Below are 21,393 nucleotides of genomic sequence, written 5' to 3' on the forward strand. Positions count from 1 at the left end.
GGCGCTGAAGCGGAAGCAGGCCGATGAGCGAATTCAGGACGGCGAGAGTGACACGCCTGTCCCTGACCGAGTTCCGCAACCACGAACGACTGTCGTTTCCCGTCGCCTCCAGCATGGTTGCGCTTGTCGGGGCCAACGGTGCCGGGAAAACCAACGTTCTGGAGGCAATTTCCTTTCTCACGGCAGGGCGCGGCCTGCGTCGCGCAACACTCGCCGACATAGCCCGAAGCCCGGGTCCCGGCAGTTGGAGCGTTGCCGCAACGGTTGAACTCGACGGGCTGGAAACGAAGCTCGGGACGGGGCTTGTGGAAGGCGCGAGCGGACGCAAGGTCCGCATCGACGGCGAGGATGTGCGCGGTTCGGAAACGCTGCTGGACTACGTGCGCGTGCTCTGGCTGGTTCCGGCGATGGATGGTCTTTTCACCGGCCCCGGCTCGGACCGGCGCAGATTTCTCGACCGGCTGACGCTGTCGGTCGATCCTGGCCACGGCCGCCGCGTCGGCAACTTTGAAACCGCCCTGCGCCAGCGCAACAAGCTGCTGGAACAGGGAGGAACGGACACCTTCCTCTCGGCCCTGGAACAGCAGGTTGCGGAACTTGGAACAGCCGTCTCCATCGCCCGCCGGGAAACGGTCGATCTGCTTGCGCAGACGGTTGCCGACCAGGAAACGCAGAGCCAGCCGTTTCCGCATGCATCGCTGGAACTGGAGGGGGCGTTTGAACGCGACACCGCCGGCATGAATGCCGCCGACCGGGAAGAACATTACCGTGTCTTGCTTGCGAACGGCCGGGGACGGGACCGCGCGGCGGGCCGCACGCTCAACGGTCCGCATCTCAGTGACCTCAAGGTTCGCCACGCCGCCAAGGATATGCCAGCAGCACTCGCTTCGACCGGTGAGCAGAAGGCCCTGCTGATCGGACTGATCCTCGCCCATTGTGAACTCACCGCCAAGGTCAGCGGGATGACACCCATTCTGCTCCTGGACGAGGTCGCCGCGCATCTCGATCCGGACCGGCGGGCAGCCCTCTTTTCCAAGCTCGTCATGCTTGGGGGGCAGGTCTTCATGACCGGCACGGACCAGGCGCTTTTCGAGGCGCTGCCGACGGAGGCCCAGGTCCTTGAAATCGGCAGCGGAGAAGCACGGTCGATCACACCTGCGCCAACCTCATAAAACCGCCTGAATCTTGTGGTTTTCCACCATAATCGTTTCGCTGGCTTCACGACGGGCCGCGTGCGGTTGAACACCCCGGGGAACCCCGTATAACGGGGTGATAACAGACAAACCGATTGGTGATTGATTCGCATGAGCGACACGTCCTCGTCAGAGCCTATTCCGACCCCTGAAGCTGAAAACGGTGCCGACTACGGAGCGGACTCCATCAAGGTCCTCAAGGGGCTCGACGCAGTGCGCAAGCGCCCGGGCATGTATATCGGCGACACGGATGACGGATCCGGCCTGCACCACATGGTCTACGAGGTGGTCGACAACGCGATCGACGAAGCGCTGGCCGGTCATGCCGACCACGTGACGGTGACGCTCAACCCGGACGGTTCCGTGACCGTCTCCGACAACGGGCGCGGCATACCCACCGACCTGCATCCCGAAGAGGGCGTGTCGGCGGCCGAGGTCATCATGACCCAGTTGCATGCGGGCGGTAAATTCGACCAGAACTCCTACAAGGTCTCCGGCGGTCTGCACGGCGTCGGCGTCTCGGTGGTCAACGCGCTTTCTACCAGGCTCGATCTCAGGATCTGGCGCGACGACAAAGAGCATTTCATGAGCTTCTCGCATGGCGAAGCACAGGCATCGCTCAAGGTTGTCGGTCCGGCCAACGGCAAGAAGGGCACCGAAGTCACGTTCCTGCCGTCGACCGAGACCTTCAGCAAGACAGACTTCGACTTCAACACGCTTGAGCACCGTCTGCGCGAACTCGCGTTCCTGAACTCCGGCGCCCGGATCATCCTGACGGACAAGCGCGGTGTTGAAGATGTTGTCGAGGAACTTTTCTACGAAGGCGGCCTGGAAGCCTTTGTGCGCTATCTCGACCGGGCCAAGCACCCGCTGATCGAGGATCCGATCACGATGAAGGCCGAAAAGGACGGTATCACCGTTGAATCGGCGATGTGGTGGAACGACAGCTATCATGAACAGGTGCTGTGTTTTACCAACAACATTCCCCAGCGCGACGGCGGCACGCACCTTGCCGGGTTCCGCGCGGCGCTGACGCGCCAGGTGACCGGCTATGCGGAAGCGACCGGCCTCATGAAAAAGGAAAAGGTTTCGCTGTCCGGCGACGACTGCCGGGAAGGCCTGACCTGCGTCCTTTCCGTGAAGGTGCCCGATCCGAAATTCTCGTCCCAGACCAAGGACAAGCTCGTCTCCTCGGAGGTCCGGCCGGTCGTGGAGAACCTGATCGCCCAAACGCTCAACGACTGGCTGGAAGAAAACCCGGCCCCGGCGAAGGCGATCGTCTCCAAAGTGGTCGAGGCCGCCTCGGCGCGTGAGGCGGCCCGCAAGGCGCGCGAACTGACCCGGCGCAAGGGTGCGCTCGACGTTGCCTCCCTGCCCGGAAAACTCGCGGACTGCCAGGAGCGGGACGCGTCCAAGGCCGAACTCTTCCTGGTGGAGGGTGATTCCGCGGGCGGCTCGGCCAAGCAGGGCCGGCACAGGGAAAACCAGGCGGTGCTGCCGCTGCGCGGCAAGATTCTCAACGTGGAACGCGCGCGCTTCGACAAGATGCTCTCCTCCAACGAAATCGGCACGTTGATCACCGCGCTCGGCACCGGGATCGGCAAGGAAGAGTTCAACATCGAAAAGCTGCGCTACCACAAGATCATCATCATGACGGATGCGGATGTCGACGGCGCTCATATCCGGACGCTGCTGCTGACCTTCTTCTTCCGGCAGATGCCCGAACTGATCGACAACGGCTATGTCTATATCGCGCAGCCGCCGCTCTACAAGGTGAAGCGCGGCCAGTCAGAGCAATACCTCAAGGACCAGCCCGCCCTTGAAGACTACCTGATCGCGCAGGGTCTCGACGAAACCTCGCTCACGCTCGCAAGCGGTGAGGTCCGTATGGGCCAGGATCTTCACAACGTCGTGGAGAACGCGCGCAAGATCGCCGAGATCTTCGATGGACTGCATTCGCGCTACAATCGCGATGTGGTCGAACAGGCGGCGATCGCGGGTGCCTTGAACACTGAAATCCTGGAAGACCGTGCCAAGGCCGAAGAGGCTGCCGCCTACATCGCGCGCCGCATGGACATTCTCGCAGACGAGTTCGAACGCGGCTGGACGGGCGTTGCGCAGGACGATGGCAGCCTGGTTTTCCAGCGCACGGTGCGCGGCGTCGAGGAAGCCGCAACCATCGACGCAGCCCTCCTAGACAGCGCCGATGCCCGCCGCCTTGCTGCCTACGCGGACCACCTGAACGAAGTCTACGGCAAGGCCGCCGTGCTCCGGCGCAAGGACGTGCCAACGGAAATCCGTGGCCCGAGGGCCCTGCTCGACCATGTCTACAGCTTCGGCCAGAAGGGCATTTCGCTGCAGCGCTACAAGGGTCTCGGCGAGATGAACCCCGAACAGCTCTGGGAAACGACGCTCGACCCGAACGTCCGCTCGCTGCTTCAGGTCAAGGTGAAGGAAGCGGACGACGCCGACGACATCTTCACCAAGCTCATGGGCGACGAGGTGGATCCGCGCAGGGAGTTCATCCAGGAAAACGCACTGAGCGTGGCAAACCTGGATATCTAATGGCCGTGAAGGGAAGCGCATGACGCTTCGCGGAACGCATTTCGTTTCGCGAAGCGGCGGGCGAGTATCAACCTGTCTTCATAATTTTCAATAGCTTAGACGGAACCTAACATTCTGTCTGAATTGTGGGACATGAGCCTCACGTCGTGCTGAAACGGGTTTTCGGATTTCGAGTCGATCCCGAAGATCAGACTCTTGCCCTTGCCCATCGTTCGCCGAGAAGGGGCCATGTCCGGCCCCGGACCAGCCGTTGGCAGTTCGCGCCAAAAAATTCTGCAAATGTATGCTGAGGTTTAACTGCCCTAACGGTAGTTATTTATCCCAATTGCCAACCAGTACCCCTGACGCAACACTAATGACCGTCTTGCATGTTGGGGTTAATCAAAATGTCTGCAACAGATTTCAAGAAGTGTTTTCTGGTCTTGGCAACTGCGTTCGCTTTTGCATTTCCGAATAGCGCCAGCGCATTCGAAGGCACCGTGTCCACAGACATCGTGGAGAGTGGCCCAAACTATTCTCCGTTCGTCAATCGGGCCTATCCGGACCAGGTGCTCTTCGGCGATCTGCATTTTCATACCGAGATTTCCTTCGACGCCGGTCTGATCGGTACAAGTTTGAACATGCACGATGCCTTTCGCATCGCGCGCGGCGAGAAAGTCAACTCCAACACCGGTCAGCCGGTGCAGTTGATACGGCCCCTAGATTTCCTCGCGATTACCGAACATGCAGAGATGATCGGACTGGCGACAGCCATTCGTGAAGGGGACCCGCGTCTGCTCGCGGACGCGTGGGGACGCCAAACTTTCGAAAAATTCAACTCGGGCCAGGACGGCCGCATGGCGGCATTCGCCGATATCATCGATATCGGAACTGTGCAGGGGCGTGATCCGACCGAAGGGCTCGGACTGGATGGCGATATCTGGCTGGATATTGTGGAGACGGTCGACGCCTACAACAACCCGGGCAGCTTTACCGCGCTGGCCGGCTTCGAGTGGACCTTTACTCCGCAAGGGGACAATCTCCACCGCGTGGTCCTGTTTCGCGACGGCGCGGAGCGCACGTCCCGGACGCGTCCGTTCACGTTTTTCGAGGGGTCGGATCCTGAACTCCTCTGGGACTACCTTGCCGGATATGAAGCGTCGACCGGCGGACAGGTGATCGCGGTCCCGCACAATGCGAACATGAGCAACGGCCTCATGTTCTCTCCGACGAAATTCGACGGCACACCGATGGATGCCGACTATGCGAGGAAACGGATCCGCTGGGAGCCGATGCACGAAATGACGCAGATAAAAGGCGATGAAGAAACCCATCCGCTTCTGTCGCCCGAAGACGAGTTTGCCGATTTCGAAAGCTGGGATGTCGGCAACCTGTCCGGCCGCGTCCCCAAGACACCCGAAATGCTGCGCTACGAATATGCCCGTTCCGCGCTAAAGGTGGGACTGGAAGTCGAACGGGAATTGGGGGTGAACCCGTTCAAGTTCGGCTTTTACGGAACGACCGATGCCCACACGGCAATCCCGACCACACGCGAAGACAACTATTTCGGAAAGTATCAACACACCGAGCCTTCCGCGACCAGACACAATATCGACGTCATACCAGCCGAGGACCCTGCATTGCGCATCCTGACCGCGCAGGAATCGGCCGCCGGTCTGACGGCGGTCTGGGCGCGGGAAAACACGCGCGGCGAGATATTCGATGCACTGACGCGCAAGGAGGCCTATGCCACGACCGGATCGCGTATCCGGGTGCGCGTTTTTGCCGGATGGGATTTCACGCAAGACGATCTGGGGGCGCAGGATTTTGTCACGACCGGATATCAGCGCGGCGTCCCGATGGGCGGCGACCTGGTACAGGCACCGGACAACGCAACCCCTCGTTTGATGGTGCAGGCTCTGCGTGATCCGGACGGCGCTAACCTAGACCGCATCCAGGTGATCAAGGGCTGGATTGACGCAGCTGGCGAGACGCATGAGAGAGTTTACGACATCGCGGTATCCGGTGACCGGCAAATAGGCCCGGATGGACGCGCCCGCGAAGCGGTCGGAAACACCGTGAATATCGAAAAGGCGACCTTTACCAACACGATCGGGTCTGCGGCCCTTTCGGGGTTTTGGCAGGACCCGGAGTTCGACGCCTCCGAAGATGCTTTCTACTACGTCCGCGTGATCGAAATTCCAAAACCACGTTGGACAACCTACGACGCTGTCTTTTATGGCGTTCCGTTGCCGGAGACCGTGCCGCCCAGCGTGCAGGATCGGGCGTACACGTCGCCTATCTGGTACAAGGCTGGCGATTGAGTCGCGCACTGTCCCCGCGGTTCCAATCAACCAGCGGGCAGAAGCAGCGGGCCCGTTAACTGTGCCAGCTGGCGCTTGTGCAAAATCCCTCTTTCGGCCCGAAGCTGCCGTCTGTGTTGCATTGGGCCAGTGTCCGTTTCTCAGGCGCGCGCTGCGATCAGATCGGCCGCCTTCTCCGCGATCATGATAACAGGAGCTTGGGGATGGCCGGTGTTCATCCGGGGCATCACGGAGGCATCGGCGATACTCAGCCCGTCCAGTCCGTGCACCTTTAGATCAGGTGCTACAACGGCGTTTTTGTCCTGACCCATGCGGCAGCTCCCAACCGGATGCCATGATGTGGACGACACTTCACGAATATTGGCGATCAGGTCTTCTTCGTTTGTCAGGTCGGGACCAGGCGAGATTTCCCGCGGCCTTAGATCTGCAAAGGCCTCTTGCGACACGACGCGTCGCGCTTGTGCAATGCAGGCAAGCATGAGATCGATATCAGCAGGGTCGCTCAGGTATCCCGGGTCGATCAATGGCCGGTCCAAAGGATTGTCGGACATGATGGCAATACGCCCCGTGCTCCGCGGGCGCGTCGGGAAGCCAGAGATTGTAAAACCATGCCGATCGGGCGGACGCATCTCAGGTGCGCCGAGGCTGATGTAAAACGGGATCATCAGAAGTTCGATGTCAGGTGCTTCAACGCCCGGGTTTGATTTCAGAAACGCGCCGGATTCAAAATGATTGGTCGTTAGCGGTCCGCGCCCTTCTTCAAACAGACGTTGTGCATCGGCTAGGTGTTCCGCAGTGCGCCCGAAGAACGTCAGCGGTTTATCGATCTCCCACCGGCTGCGGTAGTGCAAATGGTCTTGCAGGTTTTTGCCGACGCCGGGCAAATCGTGCCGGACTTCAACCCCGACACTTTGAAGGAGTTCCGCCGGACCAATTCCCGAGATCTGAAGAAGATGCGGGGATCCAACAGCACCGGCCGAGAGGACGGTTTCCGGTGCCGCGGCACGCTGAACTTGTCCGCGCACAATATAGTTGATCCCAAGAACACGATTACCCTCCACGACAAAACCAAGCACTGTTGCTCCGGTGACCACCGTCAGGTTGCCCCGATCGGCCGCAAGTCTGAGATATGTGCGCGCGGTGCTGCCACGCTTGTTGTCCTGCAAGGTTGCCGGAAAATATCCGCAGCCTTCTATGTCCTCACCATTCAAATCATCATTGAACGGAATGCCCGCTTGCCGGCAGGCCGAGAGGAAAATCTCAGTCAGCGGCGATTTCTCGCTTTGTTCGGTAACCGTCAAGGGGCCGGTCTCTCCATGGACGTTCGTCTGTCCGGGTCCTTGCCAGTTCTCCGCCTTGCGAAAATAAGGAAGAACGTCCTCCCATCCCCAACCCGTCGCCCCGAGCTGTTGCCAGGTGTTGTAGTCGGAAGGATGCCCTCTCACATAAATCATGTAATTGATTGAGCCTGTTCCTCCGATCCCCCGGCCACGCGGATAGTTGATTTGGCGTTTTGAAAGATGATCCTGCGGTCCTGTTCGGAACCCCCAGTCGAAACGTGTATTCGTCAATGCACCAAAGGTGGCTGGTGTCGCTACGCGCGGGTCGTTGTCATCACCTCCTGCCTCGAGCAGGAGGACGCGCCGTTTGGGGTCTTCGCTCAACCTGCTCGCAAGCACGCATCCAGCAGTGCCAGCGCCAACAACGATAACGTCGAATTGGTCCGCCATTGAAAACCCTCCGTTGCAAATTCAAGAATACTTGAAATCAACGGGCCGTCACCTGAATCTGAAGTTCGACTCATTTTACAGCGGTCTTCGAACGAACTTCAGATTCAAGAAGGTGACTAGCAAGTCTATGTTTCTAGTGCGGTTTACGAATTTGAAGTTCGCTTCGGGGTCTGCAGAAGCAATGATGCGAACTTCAAATTCACCGCACTAGTCGAGGACCTCGTTTACCGCCCAGTCTCCGATCTACAATGCGCGTGAACAGTCTTCCTTGCTGCTTCGCCTAGCCCCCGCGCAGCTCTTTCTCCGGCTTCGACCCGCCCAACGTGTCCCTGAGCCTTGTGGCAAGTGCCGTGAATGTTTCGGCCCCGGTGTCACCAAGTGCGGAGGTAATCAGTGCGGTTGCCTCTTGCCAGACAATCCGCACTTTTTCCAAGACTGCCCGGCCGTCCGGTGTCAGATCAAGAATGTCACTGCGGCGGTTTTCGGGATTTGTGTTTTGCGTGATGAAGCCCAGCGCCACCAACCGTTCCGTCATGGAGCTCATGCTGCCTGGCGAAACATCGAACTGTTTTGCCAGATGCCCCTGTGAGGTTGGCCCGATCCGAGACAAGGCATCCAGGATTAGAGCCTGCCGGTGACGGACTCCGGTTGGTCTCAGCAGGATTTCAACCCGCTTTTCCAACAAAGTGGCTGAATGCAAAACAGGGTGGAGGTCTACCGGTATCCGTTTCATTGCCTGACTGCGTTGCAAAAACTCTCGTCACGACACTTAACAACCACAATGTTCTGATGTAAATAGTTTGGATTAAAATAATTTTGACACTTATAATGCCAGTTCCAAATTTCCTAGGAGTATCGTCATGAAGTCCGTTGTCAGGATAGCGCTTGCGGCCCTCGGCCTCGGTGTGCTTGCCGTGCCGGCGCAATCAACCGGAAACCTGGTTGAAGTCCAGTTGGCCGACAGGTTGGACGACGCGCGCGGTTACTGCCTGGACATAGCCGGCGGGCGCGGCAAGAATGCACCGCTGGACAAGGGTTTGCAGGCTCATACCTGCTACAATTACACGGGCGGAATCCTGGAAGATCAGGGCTTTGACGAAGCGCTCATCGTCAAGGGAGAGTTCCGAATTCCATATTTCGACATCTGTATGGCGGTGCCCTCCGTTGAAGCTGGAGCACCGATCTTACTCGGCTCATGTTCCGGCACAGACACACAGAAATTCACCCTGAAAGACAATGGACAACTGGTCACCCAGGCTGACCCGAAGCTTTGCGTAACAGTCAACAGTACGGAAAAACGGGAAGGACGCGGTGGCTCTCCCATCCATGTGATGCGTCCATTGTCCCTCCAGCCCTGTGACGACGCCAACAAAAGCTACCAGACCTGGTCTCTGTTCCGATTGTAGGTGTATTCGATGAACAGCAGTCTGTCCGGTTAGATGAACGAAAGGACGGTCTCGCTTGCAGACCGAAGGAGGCGTGTCCGCAAAACGTTTCGTGCTTGCCCACATCCTCATGTCGGGAAGCACGAAACGTTTCGCAGCGCGCAAAAATTCGCAAAACGTTGGACCAGAATCCATCTGCGTTCAAAAGTGACAATAACTTAGGCGGAAAAACAATCTGTCTGAGTTGTTGGAATTTAGGCCCTACATCGCACCAAAACGGATTTCCGGATTTCCAATCGATCCGGAAATTCAGACTTCCACCATTGCCCATCATTCGCTGAGCAAGCGCCATGTCGGCCCGAAGCGGACCTTCGCGATTTGAACGCAACGGACGCTCCGGGCTGACAATGTCGCCGCAGCTGGCACTCTACAAACCGCGACGAACATCGTGCACCCGACGGCGCATCACCAGCTTCCTGCGGCGTCTTGAAGCGCCGCCCGGCGCGCGCTGCTTATGCAACTTCCAGGATCATGGACCGCAGCGTATCCTCACTAACGCTGCCCGGCGCGCCAATCGCCACCAACCGGCTTTCCGGTTGTCGCGCGCCCCAAGCCTCGTCCCGGGCGATGTCGACCCGTTTGCCCACGACCTGGACAATTATGCGATGATCAGGATCCTCTTCACTGAAGACAAATCCCTTCATCCGGTAAACACTGCCCGGCAATTGTTTGACGGCGCTTTTGAGGGCTGACAATCGCAGCGGTCTATCCGATCGTACCATAGTCGTTGCAAACTGCGCCGCGTGTGAGTGTTCCTCGATGTCCTCGTGTTGGTGCTCAGGACATCCGCACCCCGGTCCATGCACATGGTGATCTGCATCTTTGAGCTGGCTCTCCGCGAACCGTCCGACCGACAGAAGAATATCGAGCGGGACTTGCGCGTTGACCGCTTCCACGAGCCGGTAGCGTTTGAAGCGCGAACCGAGCCACTTATGAACTTCGGCCACCGTTTCACTTTTGACCAGGTCGACCTTGTTCAGGATGACCATGTCCGAGAATGCAATCTGGCGGAGCTTCAGTTCCATCTGTTCCGGAGCAGCAAAAATCTGTTCCGCGTCGACCAGGCAGACGATGCTGTCCAGGCGGATCAGGTTGCGGAACTTCTGATCTGTGAATGTCATTGCGATCGAGGACGGGTCCGAGACGCCGCTGGCCTCTAGGATGATGTATTCCGGTCTCTCGTCTCGCGCCAAAACCTGTTCGACAGTTTCGATCAGATCATCCCTGATGGAGCAGCAGACGCACCCGTTGGCAAGGCTCATGACATCGTCCTCGATGCCGACGACAAGGTCGGCATCGATGTTTATGGACCCGAAATCATTCACCAGAACGGCAACGCGCAATCCATGCTGTCCGGTCAGGATCCGGTTGAGCAAGGTCGTCTTTCCCGACCCCAGGAAGCCGGTCAGGATTGTTACCGGCACAGCAGATTTTTCTCCAAACTCGATCATGGTCCTACTCCGGTTTCTTCCGGTTGGGGATCACGTCATCGACACTGATTGAGAAACCAGACGGCCATTGGGTCCCGGGCTCACGGAAAACATCTGCCGGATAGTATTCCTTGGGATCGATCTCCATGTCCCGGTACTTCTGATCCTGTTGCTCGGCCCGAGAAGAGCGCGGTTCCGGCAATACGACCTCGTCGGGTAGTGTTAAACGACCTGCCTCTTCAGCCGCGGCAAGCTCGCGGAATGGCGGAACCGTCCCAGACTTTCCAGGAAGAGTCGCTTTCCGGTACCAGATTGCCTCCTTGGTAACATTGACGACCGCGACATCTAGCCCCCATTGAAACAAGCCATCATAGTGGGCGCGGATGCCGGCCAGCATTTCTGCATCAATGTCTTCATCCTGGGTATAGTGCGTCACCATTCCCAATCGAGGACGTGTGTCGGCAAACAGTTTTCCGACTGCATAATGGGACGTATGGTGCGTATCAATCGTATAGTTGAAGAGTTCCTGCGGCAGACCATACTTGTAGGTCATCAGCTGGCCGATGTCCTGGCCGGACATCTCTGTAACAAACACATCGACACCTTCGCCGTACTTGCGTGAAAGCTCGTCCGGGCGGCCGTCGCCGGTCCAAACGAAACTCAGGCCATTCCAGTCGAGGCGGTAACCGACGGCACCATCCTTGGCGTGGCTGCGCGGCCAACTCCGAATGACAACGCCGTCCTGATCATAAACAATGCCGCCCTCCTCGCGATAGTCGAACTCATTGACCTCGATTTCATATCCGTCGCCAATCGGAAACACATCGAAGGCTTCGAGGTGCCATTTCATCATCTGCTGCATGCCGTTAACCATGCCCTGGGTGCCAAGTTCGGGCGTGCGGCCGGAGGGTCCATGGATACGCAATGGCGTATAGCCACCGGACCAGGCGCGAAAGGGATAGATGTAAGGAATGTCGGCGTAGTGGTCGACATGAAGGTGCGTAATGAAAATGTCGTTAATCAGCTGGCCGGGAACCTGCATGCCAATAATGTTGCGTACGCATCCGGAGCCAAAGTCGAAAAAGAACCTCTTGCCATTTCCAAGCTCGACCATGATGCATGTTCCGGCTTGGTCTTCTCTCGGCGGGTAGGGCGTGGATCCGCAAAAGGATATGCGCATTTCGTCCGGGCCGAGTTCTTCGGACAAGGGAAAGTAATTGGCATTGGAGCCAGTCATGTATTTTGTCGGTCGGAAGTACTCGGGTAGCGAAATGCCGCCTGCCGGGCGGCCACCATAGGGGTTTTTGAGAGCCTCCCCCAGAGGTCCGTCGCCCGAGTGAGCCTGCGCGCCCTGAGAGGCGACCGTTGCCGCGCCGGTTACCGCCGCTCCGGTTGCCATCCCTTTCAGGACGCTGCGCCTGTTCGGATTTTCAACCCGGTCCTCTTCCGTCGCATTGTCGGTTTTGCGGTCGTCGTCGTTGGTGTGATCACTCATTGCGTGAACCTTTCCTCCGGTCTCTGGGGCCGTGAAACCCGGCGGACGATCTCCGCGCGCAGTTCCACAAGTATTTCGTTGATTTGAGAGACTTCCGTGCTGTCGATGGCGCCACGGGCAAGCCGCGCGCACAGGCATTCGTAGTCTTTACAAGCCTCCTTCAGGTGCACATCTGACTGAAGGCGCTTTTTTATCGCTATCGCCTGTTCAGGCAGGTCTCGTTGGACGAACTTCATTGACGATGTGCTCCGTTGCGCTACGCTGATGGGCAACACGCTGAGTAGAATTCGGCCTCGGCTCCAGGCCAAGTGACTCACCGTGAAACGTGGGTGAGACGGCAATGCCAGCGAAGGGCAAAAGCACACGATCTGAGCAATCGGTCGATTGCGAACCGAAGGCTGTTCGCGATGCGCTCCAAGCAGTCATCTCAAGTGAAGAGCTCGCGTCCTCGCCGCGTCTGAAACAGATCTTGAGCTACATCGTCGAAGAGCGGTTGGCCGGACGGGGCGACCAGATCAAGGGCAAAACCATTGCAGCCGATGTCTATGGCCGTGTGCTCGACGGACGCAATGCGTCGGACAACATTGTGCGCGTGGAAGCGCGCCGCTTGAGACGCGTTTTGGATCAGTTCTACGAAGGCAGCGGCCGGGACGAGAACATCCGTATCCACGTTGATGCGGGAACCTATGTTCCCCGGTTCGAACTGCGCGAGGATACCTACGCTGCCGCCAACGACGGAAAGGAAGCCACGCCCGTTGCTGCGAACACAACCTCCGGGTTTGTGCGTTCCGCACCCCCATGGAGATTTGCAACAGTCGCGGGTGTTGTCGTTGCGCTGATCGCAAGCGGCGTCTTGCTGTTCCAGCAGGATACGATTCCGTCGGTTGCGGATCCGCAAGCCGCCGTGCGCTCCGCCTTGATGGAAAAGTCCCCGGTATCGGTCCAGTCGATGAATCTGGCGGAGCAGGCACGCGGCCTGCTTTTTCCTGTGTTCGACGCGGAGCGCCAACGTCTCGCGATAAGTCTCTTTGACCGCGCAATCGCGCTAGACCCGAGTTTGCCCGATGGATATGCCGGCAAGGCCCAGGCCCTTGCCACACTGGCCTTCCTTGCCAAAGACGATATGCAGAGCACCGACCTGATGCAGCAGGCAGCCTCCCTGGCATCCAAGGCCAGGGAACTCGGACCGACCAGCGCGCGTGCACACGGAGCAACGGCATGGATCGCGAGCATGTCCGGTGGAAGCGATATAGCCCGCAAACATGCGAACATTGCCGTGGGTCTGATGCCCGATGATGGGTATATTCTCGATATAGACGGGGTCGTTGCGATACTGGCAGGAGACGGAGCCCGGGCCGCAAAAGCATCCGATCCGGAGCGCTTACGTCTTGGAAAAGGGCGCTTTGGCGCACCGAACATCTGGGGTGTGGCGAATTACATGTTGGGAAACTACGGGACAGTGATTGACGCCTTCGAGACTGCTCCGGCAGCCGGGGCACCAGTCTCAGCACCCTCGCTCATTTTCCTCGCCGCAGCTCATGACCATCTTGGCAACACAAGAGCCGCGGCCAACGCCGTACGTGACTTGCGCACAACCTGGCCGGATTTTCCGGTTCCGTTCGTTCTCGACAAGATGTTTGCCCTAGAGGAATATGCGTCCGACATTTACTCCAGGCTGGAAAAAAACGGCTACAAACGCGCCCATGTCGGCGTCGCGGATGACGGCAAGTCATAGTCGTTCTTGAACAGTCAACACGTTCGGTCTGTGACCCGTTGCTCCGTGTGACTGGAATGCAGTCACGCAATGCATTCGCTGCGGTCAGTATTTTTGTGCGCAAAGCCAACGTTCGGCAGCACCGCACCAAACGTCCGCTTCCCGCCCAAACTGTAGATTCAGCACAATGCTTAGCTCGCCGTTGGGGCGCTCCTGGTATTGGGACTGTGACAAACGCCTCAGGGCCGGTCGTTCAAAGATCCACCGAAGTGCGAATGTGATCGTTGATTGCGCCTGCGGTCGTCCACCAGACGAGGTCGCCGGAATGGGCCATCATGTAGCGAAGGGCGCGCTCCAGATGCTTGATCCTGTGCGGGTGCCCCATCAGGTATCCATGAAGTGCAATTCCCATGACCAGAGGGCGTGTCTCCGCCTCCTCCCGCATGACATCGAATGCATCGATGAGCATGTCGGCAAACTCATGCCCCTCACGCCTGCGCCCGACGATCTGGGGGATGTCATTCAGTTCCTGCGGATAGGGAACCGACAGAATGCGCCCGGCACGCGTTGTCATCCAGGTTGGCTGGTCGTCATGGCACCAATCCAGCAGATACTCGTAGCCGGCCTCCTGCAGGAGGTCCGGCGTGACATGACTTTGAGAAATCCAGGGACCGAGCCACCCTTTCGGCCTTTGGCCATGGCGGGCCGTCAGGACCCCGGTTGACTGCTCGATGAGTGTCTTTTCTTCGCTCTCGGTCAGGATGCCCTGCCGTTCAGCATTCGTCCGCCCATGACCGGCAATCTCGTCTCCCCGCGCGGCAAACGCCTCGGCAAGTCCAGGTGCTTCGCCGTAGATCTCCGAGTTGACCAGCGCGGTGCACGGCAGTTCAAGTTTATCGAACAGCGCAAGCATGCGCGGTGCGCCGACCCTGTTGCCGTAATCGCGCCAGGCAAAATTGAGCACGTCGGGCTGCGGTCCACCCGGCGCCAGTTCCGCTCCCAGGCCCTCGCCAAATGAAAACACCTCCAGGTTCATCCCGAGATAAACCGCGAGGCGTTTCCCGCCGGGCCAGTCATAGACGGCCCGATCATGGATCGCGCTGAACTCATAGCGGCCGTGACGGCTGATCTTCATTCCGATTGATCCTCCTCTCCGCTGTCGCGTTGCCCATCGCCCGATCATCCGCTGCATATTTTGCTCAAATAAATAGCAAAACGGATCTGACGCCAAAAAATAGGCAAAAATCTATTGAAATGAATTGCATACAATTTATGTCAATCCAAGTGCCTACGCTCACATTTCTAGTTCCCTACGCCTTATATTGTATACGATCAGGAGACAGATCATGGATAGACGTTCGTTTCTTACGACCGCTGGTGTCGCCGGTGCCGCCACGCTTGCCGCTCCCGCTGTTGCCCGGGCCAACACGATTGAATGGAAGATGACGACGGCCTTTCCGGCGGGCCAGCCATTCTATTCGACAGGGCCAGGCTCGCTGTCCGACTTTGCCGATCGTGTCCGCGCCATGTCCGGCGGCCGGCTCGATATCCAGGTGTATAATGGCGGTGAGCTGGTTCCGGCCTTCGAAGGCTTCGATGCGGTGCGCCAGGGCATCGTGCAGATGAACGGCTGGGTGAGCTACTTCGGTGCGGGCAAGGTGCCCGCCGCGCAGTTCTTCGGGGCGGTCCCGTTCGGAATGTCCACTCAGGGCCAGAACGCCTGGTTCTATATCGGCGACGGCATCAAGCTCTGGAACGAGGTTTACGAACCCCTCGGTCTGGTGGCGATGCCCATCGGTGCGACAGGCGTGCAGATGACCGGCTGGTTCAACAAGGAAATCAACTCGATCGACGACATGAAGGGCCTGCGGCTGCGCATTCCGGGTCTCGCCGGCAAGGCCTATTCGCGTATCGGTGTTGACGTTAAGGTTCTGCCCGGCGGTGAAATCTTCCCCGCCCTTGAACGCGGCGTGATTGATGCAGCGGAGTGGGTCGGTCCGGCGCAGGACAAGATCCTGGGGCTGAACAAGGCTGCAAAATACTACTACACGACGGGCTGGCACGAGCCGACAACGGTCACCGAACTCACGATCAACAAGGCGGCGTGGGACACGCTCGATGAGGAGTTGCAGGCAATCGTCACCAACGCGGCCGCGGCCTGTAACGTGATCTCGCACAGCTGGGGCGAAGCCAACAATGCGGCAGCGTTGAAAGAGTTCGCCGCCTCGGGAACGGAACTGCGCACACTGCCGACGGAAGTCGTCGAATCGCTTCGCGTCGAGATGGATGCCGTCTATGAAGAAATGGGCGCTGCCGACCCGCTCTTCAAAATGGTCATGGACAACTATTTCGCATTCAAGGCGGAGCATGATGTCTGGGCAGATGGTTCAGAGAAGGTCTGGCACTCCGAATTGCGGACCGCTTCGTGAGACCCTCCAGCTAGACAACCTGATCCGGCCGCGCCTCGCGGCCGGATACTCCTCCCCTCTAGACAAGTATTCCCATGACGTTTGTCCTCAAGTTTGCCGATCTCGTCGACGGCATGACGCGCATCATTTCGCGTATCGCATCGGCTCTGCTTCTCTTCATGGTCGGCCTGGTCTTTTTCAACGTGGCCGGACGCTATGTTTTCGGCAATGCCACGGTGTGGATGCAGGAGCTGGAATGGCACCTTCTGGTGCCGATCGCGCTTCTGGGCATCATCGTGCTGATGCGTGAGAACGGCCATGTCCGCGTGGACATGGTGTACGACAAGCTCGGGTCTCGCGCCCGGCGCTGGATCGATCTCGTGTCCATGATCCTCGGCGCGGCGGTCTCCCTGCTTTTCATCAAGTATTCCATGGGCTTCGTCGACAGCTCCTTTTCTCTGCTCGAGGGATCACCAGATCCCGGAGGGCTCCCCGGCCGATGGCTGCTCAAGGGTTTCATTCCCTTTGCGTTTGCTCTGCTGGCGCTGCAATGCCTTGCAAATGCAGCCCGCCATGCAGCCATTCTGAGGAGTGGTGAGTGATGCCCTTGATGGAACTGCTCGCAATCGGGCTTATCCTCGGATTCATGCTCCTGCTTCTGGCCGGCATTCCCGTCGGCATCGGAATTGCGGTGGCCGGGTTCGTCTTCGGCTGGATGGGTTTCGGCGATTTTCTCTTCAATCTGACACCATCGCGCATCTACGGGGTGGTGACGAAATACGAATTCATCGCGATCCCGCTTTTCGTGTTCATGGGCGTGATGCTCGAGAAGTCGCGCGTGGCCGAAGACATGCTGGAAGTGGTTGGCCGTCTCTCCGGCCGGCTCAACGGCGGCATGGCAATCGCGCTCATCATTGTCGGTGTCCTGATGGGTGCTTCGACCGGCATTGTCGGCGCAACCGTTGCAACGCTCACGATGCTGACGCTTCCGGTGCTGCTTCGCCGCGGCTACGACGGCGGTCTCGCGTCCGGAGCCATTTGCGCCTCAGGCACCCTCGGCCAGATCATTCCGCCATCCCTGGTGCTCATTTTGTTGGCCGATATCATGGGCGAGAGTGTGGGCACGCTGTTTGCCGCTGCCATGATGCCGGGATTGATGCTGGCGGGTCTCTACGTCGCGTTCATCCTGCTTTACGGGAAAATGCGCCCAAACCTGATGCCGGCCCTGCCGGCCGACGAGCGGTCCGACCTGACCGGCTGGCCGCTTGCGCTCAAGGCAGTCACGTCGCTGGCCCCGCCACTCGTTCTCGTTGGCGGTGTGCTCGGGTCGATCATCGGAGGGATCGCCGCGCCAACCGAGGCCGCCAGTGTCGGCGCGGTTTTCGCGATCCTGATTGCCGCGCTCTACGGGCGTCTAACGCTTTCCATGATCTGGGATGCCGCGCAGGGCACGCTGCGGATTTCCGCCATGATCTTTTTCATCCTGGTCGCGGCGCAGGTGTTTGCCATTGCCTTTCGGGGCCTGGACGGCGAAGACCTCGTCAAGGATATGCTCTACATCCTGCCCGGCGGAGAAATGGGTGCGCTTTTGTTCCTGATGGTTCTGCTGTTCATACTGGGCTTCTTCCTCGAGTGGATCGAAATCAGCTATATCGCCCTGCCGCTGCTGCTGCCGTTCTTCGTGGAACAGGGCACGGACATGGTGTGGCTGGCTGCGTTGATTGCATTGAACCTGCAGACATCCTTCCTGACGCCGCCGTTCGGCTGGGCACTGTTTTTCCTCAAGGGAGCCGCGCCACCAGGAGTAACAACGACCATGATCTATCGGGGTGTCCTTCCCTTCATCGCTCTACAGGCGGTTGCGCTCGTGCTGCTGTTCAGCTTCCCCGGCATTGCGACATGGCTGCCCCAGGCGATCGGCTGGTGATGTGACAGCCTGATCCGGGAGGACGCTGCGAGAACCGACAAGCCGGTCCTTGCGGCAGGACGCCGGCAGGTTTCGTGTGAAACCGGAACGGCCGGCAACCGGGCCTGATTTTGTGTGCTATGGACTATGGAGCCTGGACACTTCAGCATGTCCGCGTGTTCTGGTCTTGCAACAGGGACAAAACAGGGGGTGACCACACGTTGAAAGGTGTTCACAGCGCCATGATATCCGAGACTCTCGAAGACGAGATCGTCCGGGGCAGCCTGGCTCCCGGCACCCGATTGAGCGAGGCCGCCATCGCGGAACGTTTCGGTGTATCCAGGACACCGGTGCGCGAGGCACTTCAGACCATCGTGTCCCGATCGCTGGCAGAACGTTCACCCTACAAGGGCGTCATCGTCCGCAGTTTTGACACCGCGCGCCTCGCGTCGATGTTCGAGGCCATGGCGGAGATGGAAGCAACTTGCGGAGGCCTGGCAGCCGAACGGATCTCACAGGACAGTCTTTCCCGCCTGCAAGCCATGCACGGCCGCATGACCGAGTTCGCAGCCAACAAGGCCTTTCGGGAATACGAAGCGATGAACCTTGATTTTCACTCGCTCATCTATGAGGCAAGCGGAAACATCGATCTGGCCGAAATGGCGTCCGAGTTGCGCCTGAAGCTTGCACCTTACCGCAAATCGCAGCTCTTTCAGATCGACCGGCTCAGAGCCTCCAACCAGGAACACGAACTCATTGTGCGCCTGCTTGCGGCCGGTAACCGGCCCGGTGTCGAGGAGGCACTGCGCACGCACCTGAATGGCGCCCGCCGCGCCGCACTCAAGGTGCGCGAGTGACAGCCCGCGTCCCTGTCCGCCGAGTGGGCGGGTCTTCAGGCGCCGGCCACCCGCGGAAACCGGGCGAGGCTTCGATGCCCTGATTTTCGATCAGAAGAGGAAATCGTCGGCGCTGTCCGGTGAAAAGTTGTCATCACCCGTCAATGCGAAATCAAGGACGGCCGCTTCACTGTAGGTGACCTTTATTTCCTCATAATTCAGAGAAATCGTCTCGGTGGGAATCGGGTCTGCCGACGAATCGGAAGGCTCCTTGCCTTCCCCGAGATCGGACACAAACTGAAAGGTGTCTTCCGCTGCGGAGCTCCTGTTGTCGACGTGTTTCATAATCGGAATCATTTTCAGGCGCACTTTGCCCATGTCCAAAATCCTTTATCGAAATATGCGTTGTCTCAACGAATGCGAAATTAGCCGGCAGGCTTTCGATTTGCTGTGACACCGGTCACGCAAATGCTCTTGAGGCCAGGGTGCGTGATGCTCCGCGTGACGCATAAGTCTGCTTCTTGATCGCGAGATGATTCCGGTACTGATTTGGCTTGCCAGTTTCATAAGAGATTCCTTATGATTAGGAATGCCTTATGAAGACGAGCTCAAGTCTCTTTCGAACCCGATCCGCCAGAGCGTGATTGATGAGCTGGCCCGGCAGCCGATGTCCGTGCGCGAACTGACGTCGAAAATTGACGTTTCGCAACCTGTCATGTCGCAGCATCTCAAGGTCCTGAAGGACACGGGCCTGATCTCCGCGCGTCCTGAAGGCACCCGGAATATCTACTGCATCAACAAAGACAAGCTGGCCGAAATCCGCGCGTTCTGGACTGCTCACTGGTCAAATCTGCTGGCTTCAATTGACGAACAAGGAGAGTAGTCCGATGTCTCTAGATCCGGTCAAGGTCGTTACCAAAATCAACCGAAGCCCAAGCGAGACCTTCGATGCGTTCATGTCAAAGGTCTCGCAATGGTGGCCGCTGGATACGCATTCCGTCAGCCCGTATCTCGGTGAGCCTGCGCCCGAAAGCGTTGTGGTCGAGCGACATGAAGGCGGAAAAATCTATGAGATTTCGGCGAAGGGAGAACACAGAATGTGGGGCACCCTGCTGGACTACCAGGAAGGCAAACGCGTCTCTTTCAGCTGGCATCCCGGTTTGCCGGAGACTGAAGCGACGACAGTCTCTGTTGAGTTCGAACTGGCAGACGACGGCAAGACGATCGTCACGCTGGTTCACAGCGGCTGGGAGGCACGCGGCGACAAGGCTGCCGACATCAGAGGAAACTACCTGACCGGTTGGACCGACATCATTCAAGCGCGTTTCACAGACTTCGCGAACGCACTTTGACGTTGGTGGTCGACGCAATACATGCTTGGTGTGCGCAAAGCGCGCCTTCACTCGCATTCGTCCGAGACCGGCGATAAGCCTATAACTCGACACCCGCGTTGCTTTGGGACTCTCTTTCGCCTTTGTGTTCAAGCCGAATGATATGTCGCACCGGAACCATCCCGGGTTTGGAGCGTAAGAATGATGGACCTGCTGGTCGCCTGGCAACGCTGGATTTACGAAGGTGTGCGCAGCTCGATTTTGGAGTTTGGCCAATCCGGCGATGTCTGGCTGCTTCCGGGGATGATTGGTACCGGCATCGTGTTCGGTGCGATCCATGCACTGACCCCAGGGCATGGCAAGAGCATACTGGCCAGTTATGTCGCGGGTTCGGAAAACGGGTTTGCGCGCGCGCTTTCAGTTTCCACGGTGCTTGCAGCGACGCACGTTGTCACCGCGGTTTTCATTGCCTTCTTCGCAGCACATCTTATGGAGCGGTCTTTCGTCGGTGGCGGGCGTGCACCGGCACTGGAGTTCTTGAGCCGCGCTCTTCTTGTCGCGATCGGCTTGTGGCTGGTCGTTCGCGCCGTTCGAGCCCGACGACAGGAAGGCAACCACGAAGGAATAGGGGTCGCATTGACGACAGGTCTGGTTCCTTGCCCGTTGACACTGTTCGTCGTCGTGGCGGCCCTGTCGCAGGGTGTTCCGGAAGCAGGACTTGTGTTCGCCGGATCGATGGTGATCGGCATCGCGCTCACGCTCGGTCTGGTCGCGGTCGCTGCTGTGGTGGGACGCCGGACCGTATTACAGGCCGTCTCTAGCAAGGGCGGAGCCTTTGGAAACATATCCCTGTTGCTTGATGCCGGAGCAGGCCTGCTCATAGTGCTCTTCGCCGGTCGCGATCTGCTGCAATAAAAATCCCGGGGAGAACGAAACACTTCCGTTGCTTCCAAAGAACTCAGGCCTTGCAAACAACTGTCGTATGGCCATGTGATCCAGCTCGACCGGCCGATTCCAAGCTGCGCCTAACAACTTGG

At 58.6% G+C, this 21,393-nt stretch carries 19 protein-coding genes; 12 read left to right on the forward strand and 7 right to left on the reverse strand.

The window, feature by feature from the left end; genetic code table 11:
* Positions 1-23 precede the first annotated feature (23 nt).
* From recF to RDA78_RS04445, 3 genes are all read left to right on the forward strand, one after another.
* Positions 24-1,172 carry a DNA replication/repair protein RecF gene (recF, locus tag RDA78_RS04435; RefSeq protein WP_434054147.1) on the forward strand — a complete coding sequence of 383 codons (1,149 nt, stop codon included), beginning with the start codon at positions 24-26 and terminating at the stop codon, positions 1,170-1,172.
* 132 nt (positions 1,173-1,304) lie between these two features.
* The gene (gyrB, locus tag RDA78_RS04440; RefSeq protein ID WP_434054148.1) at positions 1,305-3,758 is read left to right on the forward strand and encodes a DNA topoisomerase (ATP-hydrolyzing) subunit B; all 2,454 of its coding nucleotides are present in this window, start codon (positions 1,305-1,307) and stop codon (positions 3,756-3,758) included.
* Positions 3,759-4,144: 386 nt separating this feature from the next.
* Positions 4,145-6,061 carry a DUF3604 domain-containing protein gene (locus tag RDA78_RS04445; protein ID WP_434054149.1) on the forward strand — a complete coding sequence of 639 codons (1,917 nt, stop codon included), beginning with the start codon at positions 4,145-4,147 and terminating at the stop codon, positions 6,059-6,061.
* 140 nt (positions 6,062-6,201) lie between these two features.
* Here RDA78_RS04445 and RDA78_RS04450 read toward each other — a convergent pair whose 3' ends face one another.
* Together RDA78_RS04450 and RDA78_RS04455 are read right to left on the reverse strand one after the other, a co-directional pair.
* Positions 6,202-7,791, reverse strand: coding sequence for a GMC family oxidoreductase (locus RDA78_RS04450; RefSeq protein ID WP_434054150.1), 1,590 nt, complete (start codon positions 7,789-7,791; stop codon positions 6,202-6,204).
* Between the two features lie 280 nt (positions 7,792-8,071).
* Positions 8,072-8,524 carry a MarR family winged helix-turn-helix transcriptional regulator gene (locus RDA78_RS04455; protein ID WP_434054151.1) on the reverse strand — a complete coding sequence of 151 codons (453 nt, stop codon included), beginning with the start codon at positions 8,522-8,524 and terminating at the stop codon, positions 8,072-8,074.
* Between the two features lie 127 nt (positions 8,525-8,651).
* On the opposite strand from RDA78_RS04455, the gene RDA78_RS04460 reads away from it, so the two are divergent.
* Positions 8,652-9,197, forward strand: coding sequence for a ricin-type beta-trefoil lectin domain protein (locus RDA78_RS04460; protein WP_434054152.1), 546 nt, complete (start codon positions 8,652-8,654; stop codon positions 9,195-9,197).
* Between the two features lie 491 nt (positions 9,198-9,688).
* Here the strand turns inward: RDA78_RS04460 and RDA78_RS04465 are convergent, their stop codons facing one another.
* Genes RDA78_RS04465 through RDA78_RS04475 form a run of 3 tightly spaced genes read right to left on the reverse strand, consistent with a single transcriptional unit; the run spans position 9,689 to position 12,397 of the window.
* Complete coding sequence (locus RDA78_RS04465; protein ID WP_434054153.1) at positions 9,689-10,687, reverse strand: CobW family GTP-binding protein; 999 nt, start codon at positions 10,685-10,687, stop codon at positions 9,689-9,691.
* Positions 10,688-10,691: 4 nt separating this feature from the next.
* Positions 10,692-12,161, reverse strand: a complete 1,470-nt coding sequence (gntH, locus tag RDA78_RS04470; protein ID WP_434054154.1) for a guanitoxin biosynthesis MBL fold metallo-hydrolase GntH — start codon at positions 12,159-12,161, stop codon at positions 10,692-10,694.
* Positions 12,158-12,397 carry a hypothetical protein gene (locus tag RDA78_RS04475; RefSeq protein ID WP_434054155.1) on the reverse strand — a complete coding sequence of 80 codons (240 nt, stop codon included), beginning with the start codon at positions 12,395-12,397 and terminating at the stop codon, positions 12,158-12,160. Before RDA78_RS04475 ends, gntH begins: the two co-directional genes overlap by 4 nt.
* A gap of 104 nt (positions 12,398-12,501) precedes the next feature.
* Here RDA78_RS04475 and RDA78_RS04480 point away from each other — a divergent pair, with 104 nt between their 5' ends.
* Positions 12,502-13,896: a tetratricopeptide repeat protein gene (locus RDA78_RS04480; protein WP_434054156.1), complete on the forward strand. Its 1,395-nt coding sequence runs from the start codon at positions 12,502-12,504 to the stop codon at positions 13,894-13,896.
* A 232-nt stretch (positions 13,897-14,128) separates the two neighbouring features.
* On the opposite strand, the gene RDA78_RS04485 is transcribed toward RDA78_RS04480, so the two are convergent.
* A complete protein-coding gene (locus tag RDA78_RS04485; RefSeq protein ID WP_434054157.1) occupies positions 14,129-15,010 on the reverse strand; it encodes a polysaccharide deacetylase family protein in 882 nt (293 codons plus the stop codon).
* Positions 15,011-15,221: 211 nt separating this feature from the next.
* Between RDA78_RS04485 and RDA78_RS04490 the strand changes: the two genes are divergently transcribed.
* The 4 genes from RDA78_RS04490 to RDA78_RS04505 all read left to right on the forward strand — a co-directional run bounded on the left by RDA78_RS04490 (position 15,222) and on the right by RDA78_RS04505 (position 19,046).
* A complete protein-coding gene (locus tag RDA78_RS04490; RefSeq protein ID WP_434054158.1) occupies positions 15,222-16,304 on the forward strand; it encodes a TRAP transporter substrate-binding protein in 1,083 nt (360 codons plus the stop codon).
* A 74-nt stretch (positions 16,305-16,378) separates the two neighbouring features.
* Positions 16,379-16,885 carry a TRAP transporter small permease subunit gene (locus RDA78_RS04495; protein WP_434054159.1) on the forward strand — a complete coding sequence of 169 codons (507 nt, stop codon included), beginning with the start codon at positions 16,379-16,381 and terminating at the stop codon, positions 16,883-16,885.
* Positions 16,885-18,210 (forward strand): TRAP transporter large permease, encoded by a 1,326-nt coding sequence (locus tag RDA78_RS04500; protein WP_434054160.1) that lies wholly within the window; start codon positions 16,885-16,887, stop codon positions 18,208-18,210. Before RDA78_RS04495 ends, RDA78_RS04500 begins: the two co-directional genes overlap by 1 nt.
* Before the next feature lie 221 nt (positions 18,211-18,431).
* Positions 18,432-19,046, forward strand: a complete 615-nt coding sequence (locus tag RDA78_RS04505) for a GntR family transcriptional regulator (RefSeq protein ID WP_434054161.1) — start codon at positions 18,432-18,434, stop codon at positions 19,044-19,046.
* A gap of 90 nt (positions 19,047-19,136) precedes the next feature.
* Here the strand turns inward: RDA78_RS04505 and RDA78_RS04510 are convergent, their stop codons facing one another.
* Positions 19,137-19,370, reverse strand: coding sequence for a hypothetical protein (locus RDA78_RS04510; protein WP_434054162.1), 234 nt, complete (start codon positions 19,368-19,370; stop codon positions 19,137-19,139).
* Between the two features lie 244 nt (positions 19,371-19,614).
* Here RDA78_RS04510 and RDA78_RS04515 point away from each other — a divergent pair, with 244 nt between their 5' ends.
* From RDA78_RS04515 to RDA78_RS04525, 3 genes are all read left to right on the forward strand, one after another.
* On the forward strand, positions 19,615-19,908 hold the full coding sequence (locus tag RDA78_RS04515; protein WP_434054163.1) for an ArsR/SmtB family transcription factor: 294 nt from the start codon (positions 19,615-19,617) through the stop codon (positions 19,906-19,908).
* Between the two features lie 4 nt (positions 19,909-19,912).
* Positions 19,913-20,377: an SRPBCC domain-containing protein gene (locus RDA78_RS04520; protein ID WP_434054164.1), complete on the forward strand. Its 465-nt coding sequence runs from the start codon at positions 19,913-19,915 to the stop codon at positions 20,375-20,377.
* A 180-nt stretch (positions 20,378-20,557) separates the two neighbouring features.
* Complete coding sequence (locus RDA78_RS04525; RefSeq protein ID WP_434054165.1) at positions 20,558-21,271, forward strand: ABC transporter permease; 714 nt, start codon at positions 20,558-20,560, stop codon at positions 21,269-21,271.
* The last annotated feature ends 122 nt before the right edge of the window (positions 21,272-21,393 follow it).

The organism is Roseibium sp. (genome assembly GCF_051016195.1).
Lineage (GTDB): Bacteria > Pseudomonadota > Alphaproteobacteria > Rhizobiales > Stappiaceae > Roseibium.

Coding starts and splice junctions, on each gene's coding strand:
- recF (WP_434054147.1), top strand. CDS start 24: ATGAGCGAATTCAGGACGGCGAGAGTGACACGCCTGTCCCTGACCGAG.
- gyrB (WP_434054148.1), top strand. CDS start 1,305: ATGAGCGACACGTCCTCGTCAGAGCCTATTCCGACCCCTGAAGCTGAA.
- RDA78_RS04445 (WP_434054149.1), top strand. CDS start 4,145: ATGTCTGCAACAGATTTCAAGAAGTGTTTTCTGGTCTTGGCAACTGCG.
- RDA78_RS04450 (WP_434054150.1), bottom strand. CDS start 7,791: ATGGCGGACCAATTCGACGTTATCGTTGTTGGCGCTGGCACTGCTGGA.
- RDA78_RS04455 (WP_434054151.1), bottom strand. CDS start 8,524: ATGAAACGGATACCGGTAGACCTCCACCCTGTTTTGCATTCAGCCACT.
- RDA78_RS04460 (WP_434054152.1), top strand. CDS start 8,652: ATGAAGTCCGTTGTCAGGATAGCGCTTGCGGCCCTCGGCCTCGGTGTG.
- RDA78_RS04465 (WP_434054153.1), bottom strand. CDS start 10,687: ATGATCGAGTTTGGAGAAAAATCTGCTGTGCCGGTAACAATCCTGACC.
- gntH (WP_434054154.1), bottom strand. CDS start 12,161: ATGAGTGATCACACCAACGACGACGACCGCAAAACCGACAATGCGACG.
- RDA78_RS04475 (WP_434054155.1), bottom strand. CDS start 12,397: ATGAAGTTCGTCCAACGAGACCTGCCTGAACAGGCGATAGCGATAAAA.
- RDA78_RS04480 (WP_434054156.1), top strand. CDS start 12,502: ATGCCAGCGAAGGGCAAAAGCACACGATCTGAGCAATCGGTCGATTGC.
- RDA78_RS04485 (WP_434054157.1), bottom strand. CDS start 15,010: ATGAAGATCAGCCGTCACGGCCGCTATGAGTTCAGCGCGATCCATGAT.
- RDA78_RS04490 (WP_434054158.1), top strand. CDS start 15,222: ATGGATAGACGTTCGTTTCTTACGACCGCTGGTGTCGCCGGTGCCGCC.
- RDA78_RS04495 (WP_434054159.1), top strand. CDS start 16,379: ATGACGTTTGTCCTCAAGTTTGCCGATCTCGTCGACGGCATGACGCGC.
- RDA78_RS04500 (WP_434054160.1), top strand. CDS start 16,885: ATGCCCTTGATGGAACTGCTCGCAATCGGGCTTATCCTCGGATTCATG.
- RDA78_RS04505 (WP_434054161.1), top strand. CDS start 18,432: ATGATATCCGAGACTCTCGAAGACGAGATCGTCCGGGGCAGCCTGGCT.
- RDA78_RS04510 (WP_434054162.1), bottom strand. CDS start 19,370: ATGAAACACGTCGACAACAGGAGCTCCGCAGCGGAAGACACCTTTCAG.
- RDA78_RS04515 (WP_434054163.1), top strand. CDS start 19,615: ATGCCTTATGAAGACGAGCTCAAGTCTCTTTCGAACCCGATCCGCCAG.
- RDA78_RS04520 (WP_434054164.1), top strand. CDS start 19,913: ATGTCTCTAGATCCGGTCAAGGTCGTTACCAAAATCAACCGAAGCCCA.
- RDA78_RS04525 (WP_434054165.1), top strand. CDS start 20,558: ATGATGGACCTGCTGGTCGCCTGGCAACGCTGGATTTACGAAGGTGTG.